The organism is Alkalihalobacillus sp. AL-G, from assembly GCF_030643805.1.
GTDB lineage: Bacteria > Bacillota > Bacilli > Bacillales > Fictibacillaceae > Pseudalkalibacillus.
This window is the reverse complement of sequence record NZ_CP094656.1, coordinates 672,308-697,789: the sequence shown is the minus strand read 5'-3', so window position 1 is coordinate 697,789 and position 25,482 is coordinate 672,308. Positions and strand designations below refer to the sequence as shown.

The window sequence follows — 25,482 nt, the reverse complement described above, 5'->3', positions numbered from 1 at the left end:
AATGCCCTCATGTTTTTCCATCGGGAATTCATGGTTAATTTTGCACCATCTCGTGGTGCAAAGTCGATTCAATCCGCTCTGTTCAAATATTTTTCTTTTCCAATGAAAAAACGTTTCTTACAATTGTAAGAAACGTGGTTCTGATATGTATGGTACCGGTGGTCGGGATCGAACCGACACTCCGTGAGGAACACGATTTTGAGTCGTGCGCGTCTGCCAATTCCGCCACACCGGCACAAATAATATTATAAATTTTAGTCTAAATGGTGCCGAGGGCCGGACTTGAACCGGCACGGTAGTCACCTACCGCAGGATTTTAAGTCCTGTGTGTCTGCCAATTCCACCACCCCGGCAGAGGATGCCTAAAATTTATATTATGGAGGCGGCACCCGGATTCGAACCGGGGGATAAGGGTTTTGCAGACCCGTGCCTTACCACTTGGCTATGCCGCCATCTTTAAAACATTCTATTCCCGATACAAAAATGGAGTACCACTTTCAGGCACTACCTTAAAATTTTTATGGAGCGGAAGACGGGATTCGAACCCGCGACCCCCACCTTGGCAAGGTGGTGTTCTACCACTGAACTACTTCCGCGAAATGGCTGGGCTAGCTGGATTCGAACCAACGCATGACGGAGTCAAAGTCCGTTGCCTTACCGCTTGGCTATAGCCCAATATATGGGGCGACTGATGGGAATCGAACCCACGAATGCCGGAACCACAATCCGGTGCGTTAACCACTTCGCCACAATCGCCATAAACGTTATTTATTTGGCAGGGGCAGTAGGAATCGAACCCACACTGGAGGTTTTGGAGACCTCTGTTCTACCGTTAAACTATGCCCCTAAATGGTGGAGGGGGACGGATTTGAACCGCCGAACCCTGAGGGAGCGGATTTACAGTCCGCCGCGTTTAGCCACTTCGCTACCCCTCCAAATAGACAATTAATATTTTAGTACAGAATCATTAGAGTTTCAAGGCCTGATTTTTAGCAAAAATACCAATGTTTTCTAAAAAAAGCTGGTGCCGGCCAGAGGACTTGAACCCCCAACCTACTGATTACAAGTCAGTTGCTCTACCAATTGAGCTAGGCCGGCGAAGTAATAAGAAGTCTATTCAAGATCGTTGTCTCTTCCTCTGCTAGGTATTCCTTGCTGCCTGATGCGTCGAGACAAGTCGTAGCTTTTTCATGGATGTAACCGCTTCTTGCTCTACCAATTGAGCTAGGCCGGCACAAAAAATGGTGGCTCGAGACGGAATCGAACCGCCGACACGAGGATTTTCAGTCCTCTGCTCTACCGACTGAGCTATCGAGCCATACTAGTATTAAATTAATGGCGGACCCGACCGGATTTGAACCGGCGATCTCCTGCGTGACAGGCAGGCATGTTAACCCCTACACCACGGGTCCTTACTATAAATTACAACCTTCGGTTGAATTAGTTTTAATTGGCTGCACCCTATCGGGTACTTCTGATGTTCATTGAGCTTTGACAACTATTCATAGTGGCACAATGAACTTAAATTGGTTGCACCCTATCAGGTACTCCTGATATTCATTGAGCATCGATGTTAATCGACGTAGTTCAATGAATTTTTAATTGGTTGCGGGGATAGGATTTGAACCTATGACCTTCGGGTTATGAGCCCGACGAGCTACCAGACTGCTCCACCCCGCGACGGTATTAATTAATAAATGGTGGAGGATGACGGGATCGAACCGCCGACCCCCTGCTTGTAAGGCAGGTGCTCTCCCAGCTGAGCTAATCCTCCGTTATAAAATGGTGACCCCTACGGGATTCGAACCCGTGTTACCGCCGTGAAAGGGCGGTGTCTTAACCACTTGACCAAGGGGCCATTATAAAGTTATGTAGTAGAACTATTGAAACTGTTATGGCGGAGAGCGAGGGATTCGAACCCTCGGTACAGCGTTGACCGCACACACGATTTCCAATCGTGCTCCTTCGACCTCTCGGACAGCTCTCCATGGCTCCGCAGGCAGGACTCGAACCTGCGACCGATCGGTTAACAGCCGATAGCTCTACCACTGAGCTACTGCGGATCGAAATGTGCCCGGCGACGTCCTACTCTCACAGGGGGAAGCCCCCAATTACCATTGGCGCTGAAGAGCTTAACTTCCGTGTTCGGCATGGGAACGGGTGTGACCTCTTCGCCGTCGTCACCAGACTACTTATACAGGATGTGTTGACTTCGATGTTCACCACAGGACGTGGTGGTCTTTAGTCGAAGTTCCTTTGTTTAGGAAACCACATTCCTTCAAAACTAGATAACGTCCATTCTTGACTCAAACATCGATTTTTTGAGGTTAAGTCCTCGATCAATTAGTATCTGTCAGCTCCACGTGTCACCACGCTTCCACACCAGACCTATCAACCTCATCTTCTCTGAGGGATCTTACTCGCTTGACGCGATGGGAAATCTCATCTTGAGGGGGCTTCATGCTTAGATGCTTTCAGCACTTATCCCGTCCACACGTAGCTACCCAGCTATGCTCCTGGTGGAACAACTGGTACACCAGCGGTGTGTCCATCCCGGTCCTCTCGTACTAAGGACAGCTCCTCTCAAATTTCCTGCGCCCGCGACGGATAGGGACCGAACTGTCTCACGACGTTCTGAACCCAGCTCGCGTACCGCTTTAATGGGCGAACAGCCCAACCCTTGGGACCTACTTCAGCCCCAGGATGCGATGAGCCGACATCGAGGTGCCAAACCTCCCCGTCGATGTGGACTCTTGGGGGAGATAAGCCTGTTATCCCCAGGGTAGCTTTTATCCGTTGAGCGATGGCCCTTCCATGCGGAACCACCGGATCACTAAGCCCGACTTTCGTCCCTGCTCGACTTGTAGGTCTCGCAGTCAAGCTCCCTTGTGCCTTTACACTCTGCGAATGATTTCCAACCATTCTGAGGGAACCTTTGGGCGCCTCCGTTACACTTTAGGAGGCGACCGCCCCAGTCAAACTGCCCACCTGACACTGTCTCCGAACCGGATCACGGTCCTGGGTTAGAATTTCAATACCGTCAGGGTAGTATCCCACCGACGCCTCCACCGAACCTGGCGGTCCGGCTTCTTAGGCTCCTACCTATCCTGTACAAACGATACCAAAATCCAATATCAGGCTACAGTAAAGCTCCATGGGGTCTTTCCGTCCTGTCGCGGGTAACCTGCATCTTCACAGGTACTATAATTTCACCGGGTCTCTCGTTGAGACAGTATCCAAGTCGTTGCACCTTTCGTGCGGGTCGGAACTTACCCGACAAGGAATTTCGCTACCTTAGGACCGTTATAGTTACGGCCGCCGTTTACTGGGGCTTCGATTCAGAGCTTCTCCCGTAAGGGATAACCCCTCCTCTTAACCTTCCAGCACCGGGCAGGTGTCAGCCCCTATACTTCGCCTTACGGCTTCGCAGAGACCTGTGTTTTTGCTAAACAGTCGCTTGGATCTTTTCACTGCGGCTCTCTCGGGCTTGCACCCTATCAGAGCACCCCTTCTCCCGAAGTTACGGGGTCATTTTGCCGAGTTCCTTAACGAGAGTTCTCCCGAGCATCTTAGGATTCTCTCCTCGCCTACCTGTGTCGGTTTGCGGTACGGGCACCTCTTTCCTCGCTAGAGGCTTTTCTTGGCAGTGTAGGATCAGGGACTTCGGTACTTTAGTTCCCTCGCCATCACAGCTCCGCCGTTATGGTGGACGGATTTGCCTATCCACCGGCCTAACTGCTTGGACGCGCATATCCAAAAGCGCGCTCTCCCTACCTTCCTGCGTCCCCCCGTTGCTCAAACGGAAAGGAGGTGGTACAGGAATTTCAACCTGTTGGCCATCGCCTACGCCTTTCGGCCTCGGCTTAGGTCCCGACTAACCCTGAGCGGACGAGCCTTCCTCAGGAAACCTTGGGCTTTCGATGGAGAAGATTCTCACTTCTCTTTTCGCTACTCATACCGGCATTCTCACTTCAAAGCGCTCCACGAGTCCTTCCGGTCTCGCTTCTCTGCCCTTTGAACGCTCCCCTACCACTGTACCATCGGTACAATCCATAGCTTCGGTGATACGTTTAGCCCCGGTACATTTTCGGCGCAGAGTCACTCGACCAGTGAGCTATTACGCACTCTTTAAATGGTGGCTGCTTCTAAGCCAACATCCTGGTTGTCTGGGCAACTCCACATCCTTTTCCACTTAACGTATACTTGGGGACCTTAGCTGATGGTCTGGGCTGTTTCCCTTTCGACTACGGATCTTATCACTCGCAGTCTGACTCCCGTGGATAAGTTGCTGGCATTCGGAGTTTGACTGAATTCGGTAATCCTGTGGGGACCCCTAGTCCAATCAGTGCTCTACCTCCAGAACTCTAGCCACGAGGCTAGCCCTAAAGCTATTTCGGGGAGAACCAGCTATCTCCGAGTTCGATTGGCATTTCACCCCTACCCACACCTCATCCCCGCACTTTTCAACGTGCGTGGGTTCGGGCCTCCATTCAGTGTTACCTGAACTTCACCCTGGACATGGGTAGATCACTCGGTTTCGGGTCTACGACCACGTACTCGATTCGCCCTGTTCAGACTCGCTTTCGCTGCGGCTCCGTCTTTTCAACTTAACCTTGCACGTGATCGTAACTCGCCGGTTCATTCTACAAAAGGCACGCCGTCACCCGTTAACGGGCTCCGACTACTTGTAGGCACACGGTTTCAGGATCTCTTTCACTCCCCTTCCGGGGTGCTTTTCACCTTTCCCTCACGGTACTGGTTCACTATCGGTCACTAGGGAGTATTTAGCCTTGGGAGATGGTCCTCCCAGCTTCCGACGGGGTTTCACGTGTCCCGCCGTACTCAGGATCCACTCTGGAGGGAGCGACGTTTTGGCTACAGGGCTGTTACCTCCTCTGGCGGGTCTTTCCAGACCACTTCACCTACGCCGTTCCTTTCTGACTCCGTATAGAGTGTCCTACAACCCCAAGAGGCAAGCCTCTTGGTTTGGGCTGATTCCGTTTCGCTCGCCGCTACTCAGGAAATCGCAATTGCTTTCTCTTCCTCTGGGTACTAAGATGTTTCAGTTCCCCAGGTCTGCCTTCTCATACCCTATGTATTCAGGTATGGATACTGTCCCATTACGGACAGTGGGTTCCCCCATTCGGAAATCCCCGGATCAAAGCCTACTTACAGCTCCCCGAGGCATATCGGTGTTCGTCCCGTCCTTCTTCGGCTCCTAGTGCCAAGGCATTCACCGTGCGCCCTTCATAACTTAACCAATGATGCTCACGATCGCTCGTGAGTATCGGTTTTCATGATGCCGAAGCATCACATTAACGCATAGTTTCGATGTCTTGTTATCAAGAATTTTCGTTATCTAGTTTTCAAGGAACAAAGTTCTCCATTTACATGAAGAATGTTCTGAAAGAACAAATAGCTCTTTCAAAACTAAACAAAAGCCAAAGCGTGACTTGCCCATGGATGGGCTGACGTCGATGTTGTCACAGGACGTGACGAACTTAATCGACGTTCTTAATGTCCTAAAAGGACTCCTTAGAAAGGAGGTGATCCAGCCGCACCTTCCGATACGGCTACCTTGTTACGACTTCACCCCAATCATCTGTCCCACCTTCGGCGGCTGGTTCCAAAAGGTTACCCCACCGACTTCGGGTGTTACAAACTCTCGTGGTGTGACGGGCGGTGTGTACAAGGCCCGGGAACGTATTCACCGCGGCATGCTGATCCGCGATTACTAGCAATTCCGGCTTCATGCAGGCGAGTTGCAGCCTGCAATCCGAACTGAGAATGGCTTTATGGGATTCGCTCAACCTCGCGGTTTTGCTGCCCTTTGTACCATCCATTGTAGCACGTGTGTAGCCCAGGTCATAAGGGGCATGATGATTTGACGTCGTCCCCACCTTCCTCCGGTTTGTCACCGGCAGTCACCTTAGAGTGCCCAACTGAATGCTGGCAACTAAGATTAAGGGTTGCGCTCGTTGCGGGACTTAACCCAACATCTCACGACACGAGCTGACGACAACCATGCACCACCTGTCACTTCGTCCCCCGAAGGGGAACCTTCTATCTCTAGAAGTAGCGAAGGATGTCAAGACCTGGTAAGGTTCTTCGCGTTGCTTCGAATTAAACCACATGCTCCACTGCTTGTGCGGGCCCCCGTCAATTCCTTTGAGTTTCAACCTTGCGGTCGTACTCCCCAGGCGGAGTGCTTAATGTGTTAACGTCAGCACTGAGGGTGGAACCCCCCAACACCTAGCACTCATCGTTTACGGCGTGGACTACCAGGGTATCTAATCCTGTTTGCTCCCCACGCTTTCGCGCCTCAGCGTCAGTTACTGGCCAGAGAGCCGCCTTCGCCACTGGTGTTCCTCCACATATCTACGCATTTCACCGCTACACGTGGAATTCCACTCTCCTCTCCAGTACTCAAGTCCCCCAGTTTCCAATGACCCTCCACGGTTGAGCCGTGGGCTTTCACATCAGACTTAAGAGACCGCCTGCGCGCGCTTTACGCCCAATAATTCCGGACAACGCTTGCCACCTACGTATTACCGCGGCTGCTGGCACGTAGTTAGCCGTGGCTTTCTGGTCAGGTACCGTCAAGGTACCGCCCTGTTCGAACGGTACTTGTTCTTCCCTGACAACAGAGTTTTACGACCCGAAGGCCTTCCTCACTCACGCGGCGTTGCTCGGTCAGACTTTCGTCCATTGCCGAAGATTCCCTACTGCTGCCTCCCGTAGGAGTCTGGGCCGTGTCTCAGTCCCAGTGTGGCCGATCACCCTCTCAGGTCGGCTACGCATCGTCGCCTTGGTGAGCCCTTACCTCACCAACTAGCTAATGCGCCGCGGGCCCATCTGTAAGTGATAGCCGAAGCCATCTTTTATCTTCTCCCTATGCAGAGAGAAAAGTTATCCGGTATTAGCCCCGGTTTCCCGGAGTTATCCCAGTCTTACAGGCAGGTTGCCCACGTGTTACTCACCCGTCCGCCGCTAACCTCAAAGGAGCAAGCTCCTCGTTGGTTCGCTCGACTTGCATGTATTAGGCACGCCGCCAGCGTTCGTCCTGAGCCAGGATCAAACTCTCCAATAAAGTTGAAGTTTGATTTGCTCATTAAATGTAAATCGAAATTGATTAGGGTTCTTAATAAAAAGACCCATTTTCACGCTTGGCTTTTGTTCAGTTTTCAAAGAGCTGATTGTCGATTATGAAATCACAAAATGTGTGGTTTCGAATCGAAGTTTGTTGCTTGCTGTCTCGTTAACAGCGACTTTTATAGAATAACATTTGAAGCAATCACTGTCAACAACTTTTTTTGTTTTATAACCGCCGCCTTTCGCAGCGACGAGATATAATATACCACGCCTAAAAAAAGGTGTCAACACGTTTTCTGCAATTTGAGAAGAAATTAAAGCAAGCTTCTCTCATTAAATAAGGACATCCCTTATCGGAATGTCCTTCACCTAAGAAGTATCTTACCGAACACATTTGTAGGTTCGATGATAAATTCCTTTTCCTTTCGTTTCATGTCGAACGACTTGGATGTATTCTTTTTCTATTAGATGTTCAATTAATGAACTAAGATCAATTTTGTAATCGGATAGTTCGTCGTGATCCATTAACTCTGAGAAAGACCATGCATCATCCTTCTCCGACATGATCTCTTTCAGATGACGAGAGCCAAGATCGGTTTTTGAAGACATCGAAAACTCATTGGCGATGATCAACAGTTCGATTCGTTTATTAATGGGTTCTTCACTGGAGGAAAGCTCTTCATACAACTTATAAATTTCAGGTTCGATTTGTCTAACTTGATTCCAGACAGTTACTTCAGGATAGAACCCGTGCTCAATAACTGATAAACGAGCAAGATGGTGCAGTGCATGCATAATGTTGTTATAGGCATCGAGATAGTGTCCGGCATAATAAAGTTCTTTTCCATCCGAAAACCTGCGAACAAGCTTTGCAAACTCGATTCCGATTTTCTTTTGTCGTTCTGCAATCGGAAAGTCATTGATTCGTGTTTTTAAAGCATCAACAAATTCGTTTCGGTCAAACAGGACTCGTCCGTTTACGACCCAGTCAACTACGCGTCGGTGTGAACCTAGCATAAGCCATTCGTTTAATTGCTGAAGATCGACAACATGTAACGCTGCTTTTTTATCTTCAAACTCATAATGTTTGACCTGCCAGGATGATTCCGCATGTTCAACGATGATAAACAAAATAACATCAAAGTGATCGGTAGATGGACTGTACTTTTTATTTTTTTCAACTAACAATACCCCAAGTGTTTCATTATGACTTGCCCGTTCTTGGTACAACGGCCGTAATATATCTTCCATTGTCATCATCTCCTGTAATAATATCCGTTGCTTCCTAACCATAATTATTCCATATCTCTTCGGCTTTTCCTTTTCAAATCTAAAATCTTAATCAATTGTTCATGAATTCGTTCTACTTATTTGCTATACTGTGTGCAGGAGGAATGCATATTATGGACATCAAATATACAAGTAAAATAAATAAAATTAGAACCTTTGCCCTAAGCTTGGTTTTCATCGGAATTATCATTATGTATCTGGGGCTTTATTTTAAAGCAAGCTACCTAGTGATGACAATACTTATGTTGATTGGGTTTCTCGCAACCCTTTCCAGTGCGGGTGTATACATATGGATTGGAATGCTATCAACGAAGGCGGTTCAGGTGGAATGCCCAAACTGTCATAAAATTACGAAGGTGCTCGGACGTGTTGACTCTTGCATGTTTTGCAAGCAACCCTTAACAATGGACCCTTCCCTTGAAGGTGTTGAGTTCGATGAAAAGTATAACCAAAAAAAGAGCATGAAAAAAGACTGACGGGTTGTCAGTCTTTTTAATGTGCCTTCGCTTTTTGACAATCAGGACAAGATCCGTACACTTCCATCCGGTGATGGCCGACTCTGAAGCCTGTTACATGTTTTGCAACATCCTCGACTTCATTTAGGCCCGGATAGGAAAAGTCCACTATTTTTCCGCAATCCTCACAAATGATGTGATAATGATCTGTAGTGACACAATCGAAGCGACTGGAGGAATCTCCATAAGTCAATTCTTTTACCAGCCCTACCTCACGAAAGACACGAAGATTATTATAAACTGTGGCAACACTCATGTTCGGAAACTTTCCCTCTAATGCTTTATAAATCTCATCAGCAGTCGGATGAGACAGCGTTTGAATTAAATATTCCAGAATCGCATGACGTTGTGGGGTTATGCGAACTCCCGCACCCTTCAACGTATCAACCGCCGTCTGCAAGCGATTTTCTTCTTGTGGCATCGTCATGCACCTCTCTTCCAAAAAACATTCTTACTTTATAATATTTATAATTAGTGTACACGGATTATGCGTTTGTTGTCAATCTACACCCATTTTCCTCGACATACACCACCAATCACAGGCTATTGCTCGTGAAGAACAGGCTCAATCACATCCATCTGCTTATTCACGTATCGTGCTGCGACAAACAGAAAATCGGACAAACGGTTTAAATAGGATAGAACCAGTGGATTGACGTCCTCAATACTTACTGCTAGCCGTTCGGCTCGCCGGGCGACAGTTCGCGAAACATGAAAAGCAGATGCAGCCTTAGATCCACCTGGCAATACAAATTGTTTCAGAGGGGTCAGTTCGTCATCCCAACGATCGATTGCCTCTTCTAAAAATGTGAGGTCCTTTTCTTCTAGTGTCCAGCCAACCTTTTTACCTGCTGGTGTTGCAAGTTCAGCCCCTACATGAAAAAGAACAGTCTGAACACGGTGCATCGTTTTTTCGAATTCAACCTTCCATTCGCGATCCTGCTCATGTAAATAGCTTAACCCTAATCCAATCATTGAATTCGCTTCATCACAGGTTCCGTATGCATCCACTCTTGAATCATTTTTGGGTACACGGTTGCCATAAACGAGTGAGGTCGTTCCTTTATCTCCAGATTTCGTATAAATTTTCATCGCTTAATACCCCCTGTCAAGATCAATTACATTTATATACTTCCCTTTGCCTGTTCGGTAAACGTGTAAATTGTTTTCAAATTGTTCAAAAGCGCGTTGCTGGTATTGCGGCGTTATTCCGGAAATGTGAGGCGTCACGGTGACATTTTCCATCTCCCAGAGTGGGTTCTCTTCAGGCAGTGGTTCTTCTGCCATTACATCAAGCACTGCGTGGGCAATCTGATTTTGTTTTAAGGCTTCAATCAATCCGTATTGATCTACCGTTGTCCCACGTCCGATATTAATAAAAACGGCGTGGTCTTGCATCATTTCAAAATGTCGTTTCATTAAAAAAGCTCCTGTTGATTCTGTTTTCGGTAGAACAGATACGAGAAAATCTGCCTTGACAAGTAGGTTATCGAGATGTTCTTCCGTAATAATTTCATCAAAATGATCGACAGGCTTCCCGCTTCGATTCATTCCAATGGTTGTCATCTGGAACGCTTTCGCTAATCGGGCAATTTCTGAGCCGATTGCCCCTGCACCAAGTACACCGAGTGTTTTTCCGTGAAGTTCATCCATTTTCAATTTACGATCCCATACTTTATTCGTTTGATTTTGATGAATCAAAGGAAGTTTTCGGACAACTTGCAACATCATCGCAATTGTATACTCCGCCATCGGTGTTTGATGGATTCCCCGCGCATTGGTTACGAGAATCTCACGTTGTTCAATCGCTTGAAAAGGCATTTTATCGAGACCTGCCGAGATGACATGAATCCATTGTAATTTGTTCGCCTGTTCCATAAGTTCAGGAGTCAGATCTTCGCCATATGTAATCAGTATGTCTGCTTTATCTAAATAAACCTTAGCCTCTTCCATTCCCTGACAAAATTGAAACGTAAACTCTGGGTATTTTTCTTGTAGCCGATCCTGAATCGAATAACGGATTTTTGCCGAAGAAAGAATGTACATTTGACAGCCTCCTTAGTTGAAAAGTTATCGTTAACTACGTGTAAAAAAGGAGACTCGCTTGCCTTTGAGTCCCCTGAATGATTAGAAGAGATTTAGTTACTTCTGTTATATGCTGAAAAGTCCTGCTTCGTATAGACGAACGACCCTGTAATGAGGGTTTTAATATGAAGCGGCACTATTTCGGCTGTTCAGGGTTTAGATTTTTGACTTAATTTTATCACACTATTTGTTAAAAGAACTGATCTAATGATTGGATGACGATGTCCGGTCTATCTATGTGGACTTCATGATCACTGTTTTCTGCGATGATGAGTTCACCTTTCGTTGATAGCTCAGATAACTCTACTTGTAGATCACGCCATACATCTTCATATAAAGCAGCTTCTTCTTTCGGAATGCTATGATCAAGCCAAGGCTTTGCAGCGAATTCCTTATCTCTTGCAATTACGATTAGTGGAACGTTAGGAAAAACCCCGCTATTCTTAATGTCCGCACTACTTGTACCCCAATTTTCAAATTCGGCAGCTGTCGTTTTATAAAGACGGGGATTTGTGACGAACTCTTCCATTCCTTTTGCATCACGATCAGAAGCCTTCTTACTATACTCAGTTAACATATCTGTGTATTTCACTTGTAGTTCCTGTTGTGATAGTTCGGAATTCGTTAGACAGCTTTCGACCATTTTTTCGATACTGATCATCGAATTCATAACTGGTACGTCCAAATCGTACAACTGTTGAAAATTATGCGAGGTAGAATCAACAAGAACGACACCCTTTAATTGGTTAGGATACATTTTAGCAAAGTGCTGTGCACATAACCCTCCAAACGAATGCCCCAATAATACGAATTTCTCTTTTACCCCTATTTTTTCAGTGAGACTATGTAATTCACTAGCAATATTCCGGGTCGTTCTAGGTTCATTTGAAGATTGGCTTTTCCCATACCCAGAGCGATGATATAAAACGATCGTAAAAGATTCCTTTATCTTGTTAACTAACGGCTTCCAATTGTAAAACGATCCCCCAATGCCGGATTCGATGATAAGCGTTGTCGTTCCATCCCCAACTATTTCATATTCTAAATTCAATTTTTTCAAAATCATTCCTCCTTGTGACCCAACAAAAAAGAGAGAGGCTGTCCGATTTACATATGGCAACCCCCCCTGAATCTTCATTTTAGTTTAAAGATTTACCTTGATGTACTCCAGTGCCTCAGTAACATGATCCTTCACACGAACTTTACGCCATTCCTTTACGAGCTCACCATTTTTGTCAATGATGAAGGTCGAGCGAACGATCCCCATGTATTCTTTTCCGAAGTTTTTCTTTAATTGCCATACATCGTATAGGTCCGCAACCTTATGCTCCTCGTCTGCCAACAACAAGAATGGAAGATCATGTTTTTCAATGAATTTGTTATGGCGATCAACCGGATCCGGACTCACCCCGAGAATCACCGTATCTAAGTCACCGAACTTTTTGTAGTTGTCTCTGAAATCACATGCCTCTGTTGTACAGCCTGGTGTCATGTCTTTCGGATAAAAATAGAGAACAACATTTTTTCCTTTAAAATCCGATAACCTTACATTTTCACCATTGTTTGCGGCCACGGTAAAATCCGGAGCCTTTTGACCTGTTTTTACAGCCATTTTGATACCCTCCAATACAAGACTTGAATAAAGGTTCAAAAAGTGACGAATCAGAAACAACACTGGCTAAATACGTCACGCCCTGTGCGTTCGAAAAATTCGTAGTTTATCATTTGGTTCTTTTTGAACATCCTCATATATTCAGGGTACCTAAAGAGCATAAAGGTTACAACTATTCTGACTTTTTTCCATTCCCGGTAAAAGTGGATAAAACAAATGCTGCTGGTAACAGATATCCGACAAGTGCCTCGAAAATCGAAATCCATCGTCCAATCCCGACTGGTGTAATGTCCCCGTATCCAACCGAAAGCAATGTAACAGCACTAAAATAGGAAACCGATTCGGCAAGTTCTATATAATCCCCTCTAAGAGGAAAGCCACCCTCCATCAGTACAGGGATATCATTTAACAACATGCTTAGATATATGGTCCCGAAGCCTAAAATTATTATTGAATAAACGATAAATAAGGAAGCCAAATCCTCCAGTGAGATAAATCCCCTCGGAGGTTTCCGGCGCACAGGCGTATGTACAAAAAAGGAACGGAGACTTCTAAATACGATGAGAGCCACTGCACACATAATTAGTAACAAAAAAAGAAGGTCCATCTTTTCCACCTCATCTAAGCCTATGCAAAAAGGGACAAAGATAGGACAAGTCGGACCAACTAAATAACGCTATACGAATTTTTGAAGTTTAGTGCACGGAATCCTAAAGAAGTCGGGCGATGTCCAATTCAAATCAGTTCCCAGCTCCTCGATACTTTGTGACGCCGATGTTCCAGAGGATGATCGATAAGATAAAGAAGACGATCCCCATGACCGGCGTCAGGAAAGCATACAAGTACCAATCTGTTTTACCAAGGAAAAAGGCGGCCGGATACACACCGACAAATGCAAATGGCAAAACCCACGTCAGAACGAACCGGATGATTTGATTATAAATATCAACTGGATAACGCCCGAAATTTCCGATATTGTACATCATCGGCATAATCGCCGTCCTGCTGTCCGACCAAAAGCTGATCGTCGCGATACTGATGAAGATCCCCGCATAGACTAGCGACCCGCCGACTACGAACAACAGGAATAGAATCGGATCGTACCACTCGATTGATAGTCCGAGATTTTGCCCAGCATAAATCATCACAGCTAACCCTGTGATGACGCCAAACATCGATTCAAGCTCCAGCCGTTCGAGAATGACTTGAAACAAGCTATGAATCGGACGTGTCAGAATCCGATCCAACTCCCCTTTTACGATATACCGTTCATTAAAGTCCCAAATGTTGAAAAAGGTTGAGAATACCGCAAACGGGATTAGGAAAAATCCATATATAAAGATGATTTCATCCTTCGTCCACCCGCTTAATAGCTGTGTATGCCCGAAAACAACAAGGATAAAGATGAGATTGACCGCTTGAAAAAGCAGGTCCGATATAATTTCAACGATCATATCCGTACGGTAGGTTAATCGTGTTTTCATGTACTGACCGACATATTGCATAAATATTGAAACATAAGACATGCTCGATTACCCTCCCTGAATGACCATTTGTTTTTTCGCAAGCATCCATAGCAGTTGAATCGGTATGAAAAGAATTGCAACCCAGAGAAACTGCATCATCATAGCATGCCAAACCTCAGAACCGACAAAGCCTCCCGTAAAAATCATACTCGGCACGTATGAGATGTATTGAAAAGGAAACATCCCCATGATCGATTGCGCCCAAACTGGATAAAAGCTGATCGGCAAAATCAACCCAGAAAAAAGATCGATGACGACTCGTTTCGCCCGAATCAAGCCATCATTATTGAATAAGAAAAATGTGAGGATGCCTGTCATCAAATTGATCTGTGTATTAATGATAAAACTGAATACAATTGAAAAGGCAAAGAATCCCCATGTAGATGGCTCTGCGGATATTTGTAAAGGGAAAATGAGACTGACGATCACCATTCCTGGAACCGAGAAAAAGAGTAACCGGAAGATCCCTTCCCCTAACGCTTGCATCGTTTTCATACTTAAATAATGGTATGGACGGATGAGTTCAACCGCTACCTTCCCCTCTTTAATTTCCATCGCAATTTCTCGATCGATGTTGTTGAAGTAAAAAGCACGCGCCATCCAGGCAACCGCTATGTACGTCGTCATCTGAATGACAGACAGTCCTTCAATATCCTCTTTTCCTCCATAGATCGCACTCCATAAAAAATAATAGGCAGCGATATTAATGCTGTAAATAATGATACCGCTGTAGTAATTGGTACGGTAGGCGAGCATCATCAGAAAGCGAATCCGGATCATTTCAATGTACTTACCCACGGATAACGCCTTCCTCGTAAATGTTACGGATGATTTCTTCCGTTGACGTTTCCAATAGTCTCAGATCAAGAATCCGATGATCGGCCACAACGTTTTTAATTAAAATCGATATGACTTCTTCATCATTTGAGACGTTTGCCGTCCAGCTATTCGGGTTTTCACCTGGCTCCCAAACAACAAGCTCACTGCCGGTTGTTTGTAAAAGTTCCTCCTTCGTTTTCGGAGATGTGAAGTGGAACTGGATTTGCTTCCCTTCGCCCCAGCTTGTTTTCAACTGATTTAATGCTCCATCATAGATGATTTTCCCTTCATCGAGCATGACGACCCGCTCACAAAGGGCTTCGATGTCAGTAAGGTCATGAGTAGTCAACATGACTGTTGTGTTGTAACGCTCGTTCAATTCCTTAAGGAACTCACGGATTTTCAGCTTTACGAGTACATCAAGCCCGATTGTCGGTTCATCAAGAAAAAGTAACGGCGGGTTGTGGATGAGTGCTGCTGCTAATTCACAACGCATTCGTTGACCGAGCGACAGCTTTCTCACAGGTTTATCGAGCAATGGAGCTATATCCAACGCCTCGATCACCATTCCCATATGATGTTTATAATCTTCATCAGATACGTTGTACACTTTTTTCAGCAGACGGAACGATTCCTGTACGGCGATATCCCACCATAATTGGGATCGTTGACCAAAAACGACACCGATAGTTTTCACAAACCGTTCCCGCTCCTTATGCGGATTCATTCCATTGATCGTGACACTCCCCGCTGTCGGAGTAAGAATACCGGTCAGCATCTTGATGGTCGTTGATTTACCAGCACCATTCTCACCGATATAGCCGACCATTTCGCCAGGTTTCACCTTCAACGAGATCGAATCGACCGCTTTATGGATTTTATAATTCCTTGTAAGGAGATCCCTGAAAGCCCCTTTAAGTCCTGAACGACTTGAATAAGACTTGAACTCCTTCGCCAAATCATCAACATCTATCATTAAGTTACTCATTATTTTCCCTCCAATTACACCATTAATAGTGTAAAGACCAACCTGCGAAAATACAACTTTATTGATTTGAAATACACCCTTTAGTCTGCGTAATTGATGAGAATTTGCTACAATAGGTAGGCAATTAAGCGAAAGTAATATACATCCATTAAAGGTATTTCAAAAAGTATCCAAGGGCTCATGTACCTGCGTCTACAAGTACATGCTCCGAGGTAAGCTTCCTCGGTACAACTCGTAGACTTCGTGCAAGTACCGCTCGTTGATAAACTGCGAATTTCTTCGTTCCTTGAAAAAGAAGTACACTTTTCCTGCGTGCGAAGAATTTCAAAAGAAGTAAAATCTGGTGCTCGGTTTCTCTGGTCCACACGTATTGACACCATACGTTCCGGTCCTCGAAACTGTTGCGCCTCGGGCTCACACGATGTGAGTCAGTTCGACGTTGTTACAAGACATCTAAAAGCCTAACAACAATGCAGTTTTGCGCCGAGTAACCGCAGGCGCAGGACGTAACGTATTTAGTCGAACTTCCTACACGTCTGATTCGTCTACTTTTTGAACACGCACTTTATAAATAGGAGGCATTAATAATGGAACGGAATCAGTCAAAAAAGTTATACGGGGAAGCACTTGAACATATTGTAGGTGGGGTGAATAGTCCATCTCGGTCTTATAAAGCTGTAAACGGAGGCGCCCCGACATTTATGGATCGTGCTCAGGGAGCGTACTTTTGGGATGCTGATGGTAACCAGTACATAGACTATTTAGCAGCATATGGTCCGATCATCACAGGTCACGCCCATCCGCATATTACAAAGGCTATTACCAATGCGGCCGAAAACGGAGTGTTATACGGTACACCTACCCGATTAGAAAACAAGTTCGCTAAAATGCTCAAGGATGCCATTCCTTCTATGGAAAAGGTCCGATTTGTCAATTCAGGGACAGAAGCGGTCATGACAACGATCCGGGTCGCACGTGCCTACACAGGCCGAGATAAAATAGTAAAATTCGCTGGATGCTATCACGGACACTCCGACCTTGTTTTAGTAGCGGCAGGATCAGGTCCATCAACGCTTGGCACACCAGACTCTGCAGGCGTTCCGAAAAGCATTGCAAAGGAAGTGATTACAGTACCTTTCAACGACATTGACTCTTTTAAGGAAGCTATGGATCGTTGGGGGGATGAAATTGCTGGTGTTTTAGTAGAACCGATCGTCGGGAACTTTGGAATCGTTGAACCTGAGCCTGGATTCCTAGAAGCTGTCAACGCAATCGCGCATGATGCCGGTTCTCTCGTCATCTACGACGAAGTTATCACTGCATTCCGATTCAAGTATGGAGGCGCACAGAACCTTTTAAATATCGAACCGGATATGACTGCACTAGGAAAAATCATCGGTGGCGGCTTACCAATCGGGGCTTACGGGGGTAAAAAGGAAATCATGGAGAAGGTCGCACCGCTAGGACCTGCCTACCAAGCTGGAACGATGGCCGGAAATCCCGCCTCAATATCTGCTGGAATCGCTTGTCTTGAAATACTACAGCAGGATGGGGTTTACGAACAGATGGATGCACTTGGTGAGGCGCTAGAGGCTGGTATTTTAAGATTAGCTGAACTATATGATGTGCCCCTGTCTATCAACCGGTTAAAAGGAGCATTGACGATTTACTTCGGTACAAACGAGAGAGTCGTAAACTATGAACAGGCGGAGGAAAGTGATGGCGAAATGTTCGCTCGGTTCTTCAACCTCATGCTGCAGCAAGGAGTAAACCTCGCACCCTCTAAATATGAAGCGTGGTTTGTGACAACAGCACATACGGAATCCGATGTAAAAGAAACCTTGAATGCTGTCGAATATGCATTTAAGAATCTATAAAAAAGGTAAACAATCGATGGGGCTGACCTAAAGAATGTTAATAAAGTGCATGCTTTACCAGCCCCATTATTTATATTAAGAATATGTAAAGCATCTTGCTTTAATTGACAATTCGGTGTATAGTACCTTTCATCATAATTCTTGTTTGAAAGGATTTTATCATTTTATGAAACTAGGTGCACGAATCTTTAAAACAGGTGTCGCGATTGCGTTGTCACTGTATATCAGCATGTGGCTGAATTTAGAATCGATCTCGTTCGCTGCGATTGCTGCAATGTTTGCCATTCAACCTACGATTTACCGTTCCTATCAAACGATTATCGATCAGGTCCAGGCTAACGTAATCGGAGCTGTATTTGCGATAATTGCGGTGATGACACTTGGAAACCAACCGATCGTCATCGGTCTTGTAGCTGTCCTCGTCATCGCTATCAACATCAAGCTGAAGATCGATAAAACAATACCGTTAGCGATTGTGACTGTTATCGTGCTAATGGTCAACCCCGGCGATCATTACGTCACGTTTGCGATCGAACGTTTTTCTGTCATTATGATCGGAGTAGTTTGTTCATTCCTTGTGAACCTTGCCTTTTTACCACCTAAATATGAGACCCGACTCTATCATAAAAATGTAAAAAATACGGAACACATCGCACAATGGATCCGACTTGCAACCCGGAACGATGCTGAACGAAAAATCCTTAAAGAGGATCTCGCTAAAATCAATGAAAACATGATCAAGGCCGACAATTACTATCTTATGTATAAAGAAGAACGGTATTATATGAAACGATCCGAATACACGAAAAGTAGAAAGCTCGTCCTATTCAGGCAAATGATATCGACCACGAATAAGGCTGCTGCGATTTTAAAAAGCCTTGACCAACATGATCATAAAATCTATCAAATGCCTGAAACGATACAGAAGCGGATTCAAGATCAATTGGATCATCTAACTAATTACCATCAACGCATCTTATTGAAGTATATCGGTAAGGTTCGTTACCAATCTCCTGAGGAAATCATGAATCAATTGGATGAGGATGAACAGGAACTGACGGAATATTTCATGGAGCTATATGATAGCCAGCAAGTGGATCGCGAGCAGTGGATGAGTGTTTTCCCGCTTATCGGACTTATAATTGATTATAATAATCTTCTCATTCACCTTGATAAACTTATTGAAAGCTTTCACACGTACCATACAACTGATAATGAAGTTAAAATTACGGATACCTATTCTAAGGATGATTAAATAGAACCTGAGTGGAGCATTACTTCGCTCAGGTTCTCATATTGAAGGGCTTTGATGAACCATATTTGACTAGTTCAACAAATAAATCGAGGGCCGTATTCGTTTTTGCTTAATTCATCCATGAAATTCAATATATGGATCACGCAGAGTAAAAAAGGCCTGAATAAACCCCGTTTGATCGCTTTACAATCTAATTGAATAAAACAAAAGGGATGTCCCGCAGCCAGCAAAGGCTTAAGGACACCCCTTTTTTAAATGAATTTAATTTTTCATTTTCGGATCCAATGCGTCACGTAGTCCGTCACCCATCAGGTTAAACCCAAGCACAGTCAGCATGATCGCAAGACCCGGAAAAATCATCGTCCATGGTGCATCTGTAATAAATGACTTTGAATCCGCAAGCATTGTGCCCCACTCTGGAGATGGAGCTTTTGCACCGAGCCCAAGAAATCCTAGTGCAGCGGTTTCAATGATCGCCGTTGCAATCGCGAGTGTCCCTTGAACGATAATCGGTGCAAAGCTATTCGGAAGGATGTGCTGGAACAGAATTCTTTTATCCTTCATTCCAACGGCCTTCGCAGCCATAATATATTCCTCTTCCTTAATGCTTAACACCCTCGAACGGACGAGTCGTCCAAAGTTCGGAACATTAATGATCGCTATTGCAATCAGGGCATTTTTAAGAGAAGGCCCTAGTACCGCAACAATCGCAATCGCAAGCAAAATACTCGGGAATGCGAGCATGATATCAAAGATTCTTGAGATGATCGTATCCACCCACCGACCATAATAGCCAGCGACAATTCCAAGAATCGACCCGACAATCACGGATCCCATTACGGCAAAGAATCCAACTGTCAATGAAATACGGGCACCATAAATGACTCGACTTAAAATGTCTCTACCAAAGTCGTCTGTCCCAAACCAATATTCCCCAGAAGGTGCTTCGAGTTTCGCATAATTATCCGATGAAATCTTTTGATCATCGATTCCCTCAGGTGCGATAAGTGGTGCAAAGACTGCCAGAATGATGAAAAAAACGACAATACCCAATCCGATCAACGCAAGCTTGTTTTTACGGAAGCTCCTCCAAGCATCTCTCCACGGAGAAGCTGGTTTTTCATCTTGTTGTGTTGGCTGTAATGGGTTTTCATTTCGTGCTAGTTCCGCCATAATCTTTTTCTCCTCCTATTGATATTTAATTCTTGGATCGATAGCTGCATATAAGAGGTCGACCAACAAGTTAATCATTACAAAAACAAATGCGACAACGAGGATTCCAGATTGGATGACTGGATAGTCACGGAAACCAATTGCATCGTAGATATATCGACCTATTCCTGGCCAACTGAAAATTGTTTCAGTAAGGATTGCTCCACCTAATAAAAGGCCCATCTGTAGACCGATTACTGTGAGTACAGGAACAAATGCATTTTTCAATGAGTGTTTATAAACAACCCAAAACATTCTTAAGCCCTTCGCTCTTGCCGTTCGGATATAGTCTGAACGCATAACCTCAAGCATGCTCGAACGGGTCATGCGTGCAATGATCGCCATCGGAATCGTTGCTAAAGCAACACCAGGCAAGACTAAATGTTTCAAAACAATTGCAAGTTGATCAAAGCGCCCTTGCATGATCGTATCAATAACAAATAGATGAGTAATCGGTTCGACTGGATTCAAAATGCTTTCACGGCCTGATGTTGGGAAAATATTAAATTCTACTGCTAGGGCCCATTGCTCCATCAAACCTAACCAGAAAATTGGCATTGAAATACCGATCAAGGCCATAAGCATTGCAGCATAGTCAAACCACGAGTTTTGGAACCATGCACTGATAATCCCCGCGTTTACACCAACAAATATGGCAATGATCATCGCAAATAGAGATAATTCTAATGTTGCTGCAAAATAAGGCCAAATTTCTTCATTGATCGGAGCATCTGTTCGAATCGATTCACCTAAGTTACCTGTGAATAGGTCACCTAAGTATAAGAAATATTGAATATACCACGGTTCATCCAGCCCAAGGCTATCTCGCAATGCAGCAACAGCCTTTTCAGTAGCCTGTTGGCCCAAAATCACCTGAGCAGGATCCCCAGGAATAGCACGGATAAGTAAAAAAACAATAAGCGTCATTCCAAATAATACTGGAATTAACATAAGCAATCTTCGAATCGTATATGAAAACATTCTTTTATCACCTCTTGAGGAACTGGCTTATATATCAGGACATATCTAGCTGCTTATTGAAATAAGCCAAGCTGTACAACCTGATTAGAAATCGCTGTCTATCCATACTTGATAAACTGATGTTTTATGGTTGTACACTTTTACTGTAAGGAAAACTTGGCTAGCCGCCAAGCCTTGCGTAGGCGATCGCCCTAGTTGCGCTTATACTATAGAAAGTATTTTTTCACTTTCTTAATGTGAAAAAAAGAATGGGGGAGGGCTTCACCCTCCCCCATTACCTTTACTCGAAATAAACGTTTGTTAATTTATCAGATCCTGTTGGGTGCGGTTTGAATCCTTTAACATTAGCGAGACCTGCAAGTGCTGGTTCTGAGTGAACAAGTGGAACCCAAGGTGCTTCTTCATGGATGATTACTTGTGCTTCCTTATAAAGTTCAGCTCGTTTTGCTTCATCTGGAGTAGATTGTGCTTCAATTAAAATATCGTGCAACTCGTCATTTGCGAAACGAGCGTAGTTATTTGAATCGATTGTATCTTTATCTAGCAACGTGTATAGGAAGTTATCTGCGTCACCATTGTCCCCAGTCCAACCTAATAGGAACATCGGCGCTTCACCTGCTTGTGCTTTTTCAAGATACGTTGCCCATTCATACGTTACAATTTCTGCTTCCACACCAATTTTTGCAAAGTTTGAGGCGATTGCTTCAGCGATTTTCTTTCCGTTAGGCATGTATGGACGTGGTACAGGCATTGCCCAAAGCTGTGTCTTGAATCCATCAGGATATCCTGCTTCAGCAAGAAGTGCTTTAGCTTTTTCAAGATCGAACTCATATGCTTCAACTTCATCATTGTATCCAGCAATTACTGGAGGCATTGCATTCTTCGCAGGTACTGCCTGTCCAGCGTAGAACGCCTTGATAAGTGCTTCCTTATCAACAGCATGGTTCAATGCTTGGCGAACCTTCTTATTCGTAAACGGTTCTTTTTCAGTGTTGAATCCAAGGTAACCAACGTTCATCGAAGGACGGAAGAATGTTTGCAGCTCATCAACCTTTTCGATCTCAGCTACATCATTCGGTTCAACTCCATCCATAAGGTGAATTTCACCCGCTTTAAGTGCGTTCAAACGGTTCGAGTTATCAGGAATTGCACGGAAAATAACTTTATCAAGCTTTGGAAGTCCTTCTTTCCAGTAATCTTCATTCTTAACGATCGTAATTCGGTCCTTACGCTTCCAATCTTCGAAAACGAATGGTCCAGTACCAACTGGCTCTGTTGCGAGATTTTCAAACTCACTAGGAGCACCAATTGAGAAAGGTGTCATTGCTAGGTTCTTTAGGAATGGTGCTTGAGGACGGTTCAGTGTGAATACAACTGTGTGTTCGTCCTTCGCTTCAACACTCTTGATTACGTGACCTTCATCGCCTTTAAATCCACCAAACATTGATGCATAGTAAGCGAATTTACCAGCGTCGCCGCTTGTCATCCAGCGTTCGAAGTTTTTCACAACTGCATCCGCATTAAATGGATCACCGTTATGGAACTTGACGCCTTCACGTAATGTGAATGTATACGTCAACCCATCGTCGGATACCTTCCATTCAGTTGCTAGACTCGGATTGATGCTTGTATCCTGTTCACCGTATTCGACTAACGTGTCGTAAATATTTTTGATGACTTTAAAAGATTCACCATCGGTTACGATAGCAGGGTCAAGAGCTACAGAGTCGCCACCTCGACCAAAAATCAATACTTGCTCTTCATTTCCATCTTCTTCTCCGTCTCCGCCACCATCGCCGGATTCGGAGTTACAGCCAGCAAGTGCTACTGACAACATCATAATTAAGGCTAATGCCCAAAGAAATCCTTTTTTCATTTTTACTCCCCCTATTGATTGTTTTATTCTTGTTCAATACTTTTTTACAGAAGTTCAAAAAACTTTTTGAACTTCCTTTATATAGACTTGTTATCCTCGAAAAGATGACAAGCTACATAGTGATCTTGTTCTACCTCTTGAAACTTAGGTACTACTTGTCTACAAACATCCATTGCTTCTGGACACCGGGTGTGGAATGGGCATCCTTTTGGCGGGTTGGACGGGCTTGGCACATCCCCCTCCAGCACGGTACGGTCCTTCTTATGCTCCACATCTGGAATTGGAACCGCTGATAACAGTGCCTTTGTGTAAGGATGCAACGGTTTTTCATACAGCTTTTCACTGTTTGCGAGCTCGACCATTTTACCTAAGTACATGACTCCAACACGATCACTGATGTGACGGACTACACCAAGGTCGTGGGCAATAAAGAGAAAGGTCAAATCGAACTCTTTCTGTAAATCCTGTAACAGGTTCAGTACTTGTGCCTGGACTGATACATCAAGTGCGGATACAGGCTCATCAGCAACAATCAGCTTCGGTTTTACAGCTAGTGCTCGTGCAATACCGATCCTCTGACGCTGGCCTCCGCTAAACTGATGTGGGTAGCGCTTTGCATGGTAGCTGCTTAATCCGACGGTTTCAAGAAGCTCTCGTACCTTTTGCTTTCGCTTTTTGGCATCCTTCTCAATTCCGTGTACAATCATCGGTTCCTCAAGAATTTTTTCAACGGTGTGCCTCGGATTTAGTGAAGCGTAAGGGTCCTGAAACACCATTTGAATATCTCGACGCATCTTTCTCATTTCAGATCCAGATAAACCCGTGATCGTTTTGCCGTTAAAGACCACCTCGCCTTCGGTTGGTTCAATTAACCTAAGTAGCATTCGGCCTGTAGTCGATTTACCACAACCACTCTCGCCGACTAACCCAAGAGTTTCCCCTTCTCGGATAAAGAAGGAAACGCCATCAACCGCTTTGACTTGTCCAATTTGTTTACCGAGCACCCCGCCAGTGATCGGGAAGTGCTTTTTAAGATCTTTTACTGTTAATAATGGCTGTGACATCCTTGGACCCCCTTCCTAGCTGTGATGGAGCCAGCAGCGAACCCGGCTTCCATTTTCTGTTTCCTGCAATGTTGGTGTCTCAGTAAAACAACGGTCAAAAGCATGTTCACAGCGTGGTGCGAATTGACAGCCTTGCTTGATCGATCCAGGCTTTGGAACTGTCCCGGGTATCGAGTACAATCGATCCTTTTTCTGTCTCATATCAGGTACGGATTGAATGAGGCCAACCGTGTATGGATGTTTCGGGTTCTTGAAAATCGTTTCAACAGTCGCCTCTTCGACGACCTTACCGGCGTACATGACAATGATTCGCTCACACATTTCTGAGACGACACCAAGGTCATGGGTGATCATGATGATCGATGTTTGTGTTTCTTCGTTCAAACGTTTCATCAAGTCTAAAATTTGTGCTTGTATCGTAACGTCAAGAGCCGTTGTAGGCTCGTCTGCAATCAATACTTCTGGGTTACAGACCATCGCCATTGCGATCATAACCCGCTGTCGCATCCCGCCTGATAACTGATGAGGATAGTTGTCCATCAACTCTTCAGCACGCGGCAATCCGACCAGCTTCATGATTTCAACTGCACGGTCCCAAGCTTTTTTCTTATTCCATTGATTATGTAATCGAATTGCTTCGATTAGCTGATTGCCGATTTTATAAACTGGATTTAACGATGTCATCGGCTCTTGAAATATCATTGCGATATCGTTCCCACGAATTTCTCGCATTCTTTTGTCATGAGCTTTCGTTAAATCTTCTCCTTTGTAAAGGATTTGTCCACCTACAATTTTTCCTGGAGGAGAAGGAACGAGTCCCATTACGGAAAGTGACGTTACACTCTTCCCACACCCCGATTCCCCGACGATTCCAAGAACCTCACCGCGATTAACATGAAAATCCACATCATCAACAGCAGGAACTTCGCCATCATCGGTTAAGAAATAGGTCTTTAATCCCTTAACGTCCAAAACTGGAGCATCCATTAGCCCCCACCTCTCTTTCTGCCTCTTAAGTCTAGATGTTAAAATTTTTACAAAAATGTTACGGTTCTGAACGTTTGTTCATATTATGCCATCGTTACACTTGTTTGACAACACGAAAAATTTAGAAAGTTTCAAATATACTACTTAGTAACTATTCTGCATTTCTTGACTTAAATCCTTCTTTATCCTCATTTTTCTCTTTGGGATATTATAGAAGTGTTAGATCAGAAGTGATAACCGCCCCTTTAAGATCAGTAAATTGGATACAGAAAACTGGGCTAGCGCTAAGCCTTAGCCCTAAAG

The 25,482-nt window shown here is 44.8% G+C and carries 18 protein-coding genes, 16 tRNA genes and 3 rRNA genes; 3 read left to right on the top strand and 34 right to left on the bottom strand.

What is annotated here, in order from left to right; translation table 11 throughout:
• Positions 1 to 150: 150 nt before the first annotated feature.
• The 20 genes from MOJ78_RS03615 to MOJ78_RS03520 form a co-directional block, all read right to left on the bottom strand.
• Positions 151 to 235, bottom strand: a tRNA-Leu gene (locus MOJ78_RS03615).
• Positions 236 to 264: 29 nt separating this feature from the next.
• Positions 265 to 353, bottom strand: a tRNA-Leu gene (locus MOJ78_RS03610).
• A 24-nt stretch (positions 354 to 377) separates the two neighbouring features.
• A tRNA-Cys gene (locus MOJ78_RS03605) sits at positions 378 to 452 on the bottom strand.
• A gap of 69 nt (positions 453 to 521) precedes the next feature.
• Positions 522 to 596: transfer RNA gene (locus MOJ78_RS03600), tRNA-Gly, on the bottom strand.
• Between the two features lie 4 nt (positions 597 to 600).
• Positions 601 to 675 (bottom strand) — tRNA-Gln (locus tag MOJ78_RS03595).
• Between the two features lie 5 nt (positions 676 to 680).
• A tRNA-His gene (locus MOJ78_RS03590) sits at positions 681 to 756 on the bottom strand.
• Positions 757 to 773: 17 nt separating this feature from the next.
• Positions 774 to 847 (bottom strand) — tRNA-Trp (locus MOJ78_RS03585).
• Positions 848 to 850: 3 nt separating this feature from the next.
• Positions 851 to 935: transfer RNA gene (locus tag MOJ78_RS03580), tRNA-Tyr, on the bottom strand.
• An 87-nt stretch (positions 936 to 1,022) separates the two neighbouring features.
• Positions 1,023 to 1,098, bottom strand: a tRNA-Thr gene (locus MOJ78_RS03575).
• Between the two features lie 144 nt (positions 1,099 to 1,242).
• Positions 1,243 to 1,318, bottom strand: a tRNA-Phe gene (locus MOJ78_RS03570).
• Positions 1,319 to 1,336: 18 nt separating this feature from the next.
• Positions 1,337 to 1,412, bottom strand: a tRNA-Asp gene (locus MOJ78_RS03565).
• Between the two features lie 191 nt (positions 1,413 to 1,603).
• Positions 1,604 to 1,680 (bottom strand) — tRNA-Met (locus MOJ78_RS03560).
• Positions 1,681 to 1,698: 18 nt separating this feature from the next.
• A tRNA-Val gene (locus MOJ78_RS03555) sits at positions 1,699 to 1,774 on the bottom strand.
• A 9-nt stretch (positions 1,775 to 1,783) separates the two neighbouring features.
• Positions 1,784 to 1,858 (bottom strand) — tRNA-Glu (locus MOJ78_RS03550).
• 37 nt (positions 1,859 to 1,895) lie between these two features.
• Positions 1,896 to 1,987: transfer RNA gene (locus MOJ78_RS03545), tRNA-Ser, on the bottom strand.
• A gap of 1 nt (position 1,988) precedes the next feature.
• Positions 1,989 to 2,063 (bottom strand) — tRNA-Asn (locus tag MOJ78_RS03540).
• A gap of 9 nt (positions 2,064 to 2,072) precedes the next feature.
• Positions 2,073 to 2,188 (bottom strand): 5S ribosomal RNA (rrf, locus tag MOJ78_RS03535).
• Positions 2,189 to 2,323: 135 nt separating this feature from the next.
• Positions 2,324 to 5,260: ribosomal RNA gene (locus MOJ78_RS03530) — 23S ribosomal RNA — on the bottom strand.
• 279 nt (positions 5,261 to 5,539) lie between these two features.
• A 16S ribosomal RNA gene (locus MOJ78_RS03525) occupies positions 5,540 to 7,090 on the bottom strand.
• Together the 16S, 23S and 5S rRNA genes with 16 tRNA genes alongside form the textbook arrangement of a ribosomal RNA operon.
• Before the next feature lie 383 nt (positions 7,091 to 7,473).
• Entirely contained in the window at positions 7,474 to 8,343 is an 870-nt protein-coding gene (locus tag MOJ78_RS03520; RefSeq protein WP_304979853.1) for a nucleotidyltransferase-like protein, read from the bottom strand.
• 152 nt (positions 8,344 to 8,495) lie between these two features.
• Between MOJ78_RS03520 and MOJ78_RS03515 the strand changes: the two genes are divergently transcribed.
• Positions 8,496 to 8,858 carry a YgzB family protein gene (locus MOJ78_RS03515; protein WP_304979852.1) on the top strand — a complete coding sequence of 121 codons (363 nt, stop codon included), beginning with the start codon at positions 8,496 to 8,498 and terminating at the stop codon, positions 8,856 to 8,858.
• A 16-nt stretch (positions 8,859 to 8,874) separates the two neighbouring features.
• Here MOJ78_RS03515 and perR read toward each other — a convergent pair whose 3' ends face one another.
• The 9 genes from perR to MOJ78_RS03470 form a co-directional block, all read right to left on the bottom strand.
• A complete protein-coding gene (gene perR, locus MOJ78_RS03510) occupies positions 8,875 to 9,318 on the bottom strand; it encodes a peroxide-responsive transcriptional repressor PerR (RefSeq protein ID WP_304979851.1) in 444 nt (147 codons plus the stop codon).
• Between the two features lie 122 nt (positions 9,319 to 9,440).
• Positions 9,441 to 9,989, bottom strand: a complete 549-nt coding sequence (locus MOJ78_RS03505) for a cob(I)yrinic acid a,c-diamide adenosyltransferase (RefSeq protein WP_304979850.1) — start codon at positions 9,987 to 9,989, stop codon at positions 9,441 to 9,443.
• Positions 9,990 to 9,992: 3 nt separating this feature from the next.
• A complete protein-coding gene (locus tag MOJ78_RS03500) occupies positions 9,993 to 10,943 on the bottom strand; it encodes a D-2-hydroxyacid dehydrogenase (RefSeq protein WP_304979849.1) in 951 nt (316 codons plus the stop codon).
• 229 nt (positions 10,944 to 11,172) lie between these two features.
• Positions 11,173 to 12,042 carry an alpha/beta hydrolase gene (locus MOJ78_RS03495; protein ID WP_304979848.1) on the bottom strand — a complete coding sequence of 290 codons (870 nt, stop codon included), beginning with the start codon at positions 12,040 to 12,042 and terminating at the stop codon, positions 11,173 to 11,175.
• Positions 12,043 to 12,126: 84 nt separating this feature from the next.
• Positions 12,127 to 12,594 (bottom strand): thioredoxin-dependent thiol peroxidase, encoded by a 468-nt coding sequence (gene bcp, locus MOJ78_RS03490; RefSeq protein WP_304979847.1) that lies wholly within the window; start codon positions 12,592 to 12,594, stop codon positions 12,127 to 12,129.
• Positions 12,595 to 12,766: 172 nt separating this feature from the next.
• Entirely contained in the window at positions 12,767 to 13,201 is a 435-nt protein-coding gene (locus MOJ78_RS03485) for a potassium channel family protein (protein ID WP_304979846.1), read from the bottom strand.
• Positions 13,202 to 13,334: 133 nt separating this feature from the next.
• Positions 13,335 to 14,120, bottom strand: a complete 786-nt coding sequence (locus MOJ78_RS03480) for an ABC transporter permease (RefSeq protein ID WP_304979845.1) — start codon at positions 14,118 to 14,120, stop codon at positions 13,335 to 13,337.
• 6 nt (positions 14,121 to 14,126) lie between these two features.
• The gene (locus MOJ78_RS03475; RefSeq protein WP_304979844.1) at positions 14,127 to 14,918 is read right to left on the bottom strand and encodes an ABC transporter permease; all 792 of its coding nucleotides are present in this window, start codon (positions 14,916 to 14,918) and stop codon (positions 14,127 to 14,129) included.
• Positions 14,911 to 15,927: an ABC transporter ATP-binding protein gene (locus tag MOJ78_RS03470; protein WP_304979843.1), complete on the bottom strand. Its 1,017-nt coding sequence runs from the start codon at positions 15,925 to 15,927 to the stop codon at positions 14,911 to 14,913. Before MOJ78_RS03470 ends, MOJ78_RS03475 begins: the two co-directional genes overlap by 8 nt.
• Before the next feature lie 587 nt (positions 15,928 to 16,514).
• On the opposite strand from MOJ78_RS03470, the gene MOJ78_RS03465 reads away from it, so the two are divergent.
• Positions 16,515 to 17,804, top strand: a complete 1,290-nt coding sequence (locus MOJ78_RS03465; RefSeq protein ID WP_304979842.1) for a glutamate-1-semialdehyde 2,1-aminomutase — start codon at positions 16,515 to 16,517, stop codon at positions 17,802 to 17,804.
• 166 nt (positions 17,805 to 17,970) lie between these two features.
• A complete protein-coding gene (locus MOJ78_RS03460; RefSeq protein ID WP_304979841.1) occupies positions 17,971 to 19,059 on the top strand; it encodes an aromatic acid exporter family protein in 1,089 nt (362 codons plus the stop codon).
• A gap of 261 nt (positions 19,060 to 19,320) precedes the next feature.
• Here MOJ78_RS03460 and MOJ78_RS03455 read toward each other — a convergent pair whose 3' ends face one another.
• The 5 genes from MOJ78_RS03455 to MOJ78_RS03435 form a co-directional block, all read right to left on the bottom strand.
• Complete coding sequence (locus MOJ78_RS03455) at positions 19,321 to 20,232, bottom strand: ABC transporter permease (RefSeq protein ID WP_304979840.1); 912 nt, start codon at positions 20,230 to 20,232, stop codon at positions 19,321 to 19,323.
• Between the two features lie 15 nt (positions 20,233 to 20,247).
• Positions 20,248 to 21,252: an ABC transporter permease gene (locus tag MOJ78_RS03450; RefSeq protein ID WP_304979839.1), complete on the bottom strand. Its 1,005-nt coding sequence runs from the start codon at positions 21,250 to 21,252 to the stop codon at positions 20,248 to 20,250.
• A gap of 280 nt (positions 21,253 to 21,532) precedes the next feature.
• Complete coding sequence (locus MOJ78_RS03445) at positions 21,533 to 23,128, bottom strand: ABC transporter substrate-binding protein (RefSeq protein ID WP_304979838.1); 1,596 nt, start codon at positions 23,126 to 23,128, stop codon at positions 21,533 to 21,535.
• A gap of 77 nt (positions 23,129 to 23,205) precedes the next feature.
• Entirely contained in the window at positions 23,206 to 24,192 is a 987-nt protein-coding gene (locus MOJ78_RS03440) for an ABC transporter ATP-binding protein (protein ID WP_304979837.1), read from the bottom strand.
• A gap of 15 nt (positions 24,193 to 24,207) precedes the next feature.
• Entirely contained in the window at positions 24,208 to 25,179 is a 972-nt protein-coding gene (locus tag MOJ78_RS03435) for an ABC transporter ATP-binding protein (protein WP_304979836.1), read from the bottom strand.
• Positions 25,180 to 25,482 lie beyond the last annotated feature (303 nt).

Coding starts and splice junctions, on each gene's coding strand:
- MOJ78_RS03450 (WP_304979839.1), bottom strand. CDS start 21,252: ATGTTTTCATATACGATTCGAAGATTGCTTATGTTAATTCCAGTATTA.
- MOJ78_RS03520 (WP_304979853.1), bottom strand. CDS start 8,343: ATGGAAGATATATTACGGCCGTTGTACCAAGAACGGGCAAGTCATAAT.
- MOJ78_RS03500 (WP_304979849.1), bottom strand. CDS start 10,943: ATGTACATTCTTTCTTCGGCAAAAATCCGTTATTCGATTCAGGATCGG.
- MOJ78_RS03455 (WP_304979840.1), bottom strand. CDS start 20,232: ATGGCGGAACTAGCACGAAATGAAAACCCATTACAGCCAACACAACAA.
- bcp (WP_304979847.1), bottom strand. CDS start 12,594: ATGGCTGTAAAAACAGGTCAAAAGGCTCCGGATTTTACCGTGGCCGCA.
- MOJ78_RS03515 (WP_304979852.1), top strand. CDS start 8,496: ATGGACATCAAATATACAAGTAAAATAAATAAAATTAGAACCTTTGCC.
- MOJ78_RS03470 (WP_304979843.1), bottom strand. CDS start 15,927: ATGAGTAACTTAATGATAGATGTTGATGATTTGGCGAAGGAGTTCAAG.
- MOJ78_RS03505 (WP_304979850.1), bottom strand. CDS start 9,989: ATGAAAATTTATACGAAATCTGGAGATAAAGGAACGACCTCACTCGTT.
- MOJ78_RS03435 (WP_304979836.1), bottom strand. CDS start 25,179: ATGGATGCTCCAGTTTTGGACGTTAAGGGATTAAAGACCTATTTCTTA.
- MOJ78_RS03460 (WP_304979841.1), top strand. CDS start 17,971: ATGAAACTAGGTGCACGAATCTTTAAAACAGGTGTCGCGATTGCGTTG.
- MOJ78_RS03480 (WP_304979845.1), bottom strand. CDS start 14,120: ATGTCTTATGTTTCAATATTTATGCAATATGTCGGTCAGTACATGAAA.
- MOJ78_RS03440 (WP_304979837.1), bottom strand. CDS start 24,192: ATGTCACAGCCATTATTAACAGTAAAAGATCTTAAAAAGCACTTCCCG.
- MOJ78_RS03485 (WP_304979846.1), bottom strand. CDS start 13,201: ATGGACCTTCTTTTTTTGTTACTAATTATGTGTGCAGTGGCTCTCATC.
- perR (WP_304979851.1), bottom strand. CDS start 9,318: ATGCCACAAGAAGAAAATCGCTTGCAGACGGCGGTTGATACGTTGAAG.
- MOJ78_RS03465 (WP_304979842.1), top strand. CDS start 16,515: ATGGAACGGAATCAGTCAAAAAAGTTATACGGGGAAGCACTTGAACAT.
- MOJ78_RS03445 (WP_304979838.1), bottom strand. CDS start 23,128: ATGAAAAAAGGATTTCTTTGGGCATTAGCCTTAATTATGATGTTGTCA.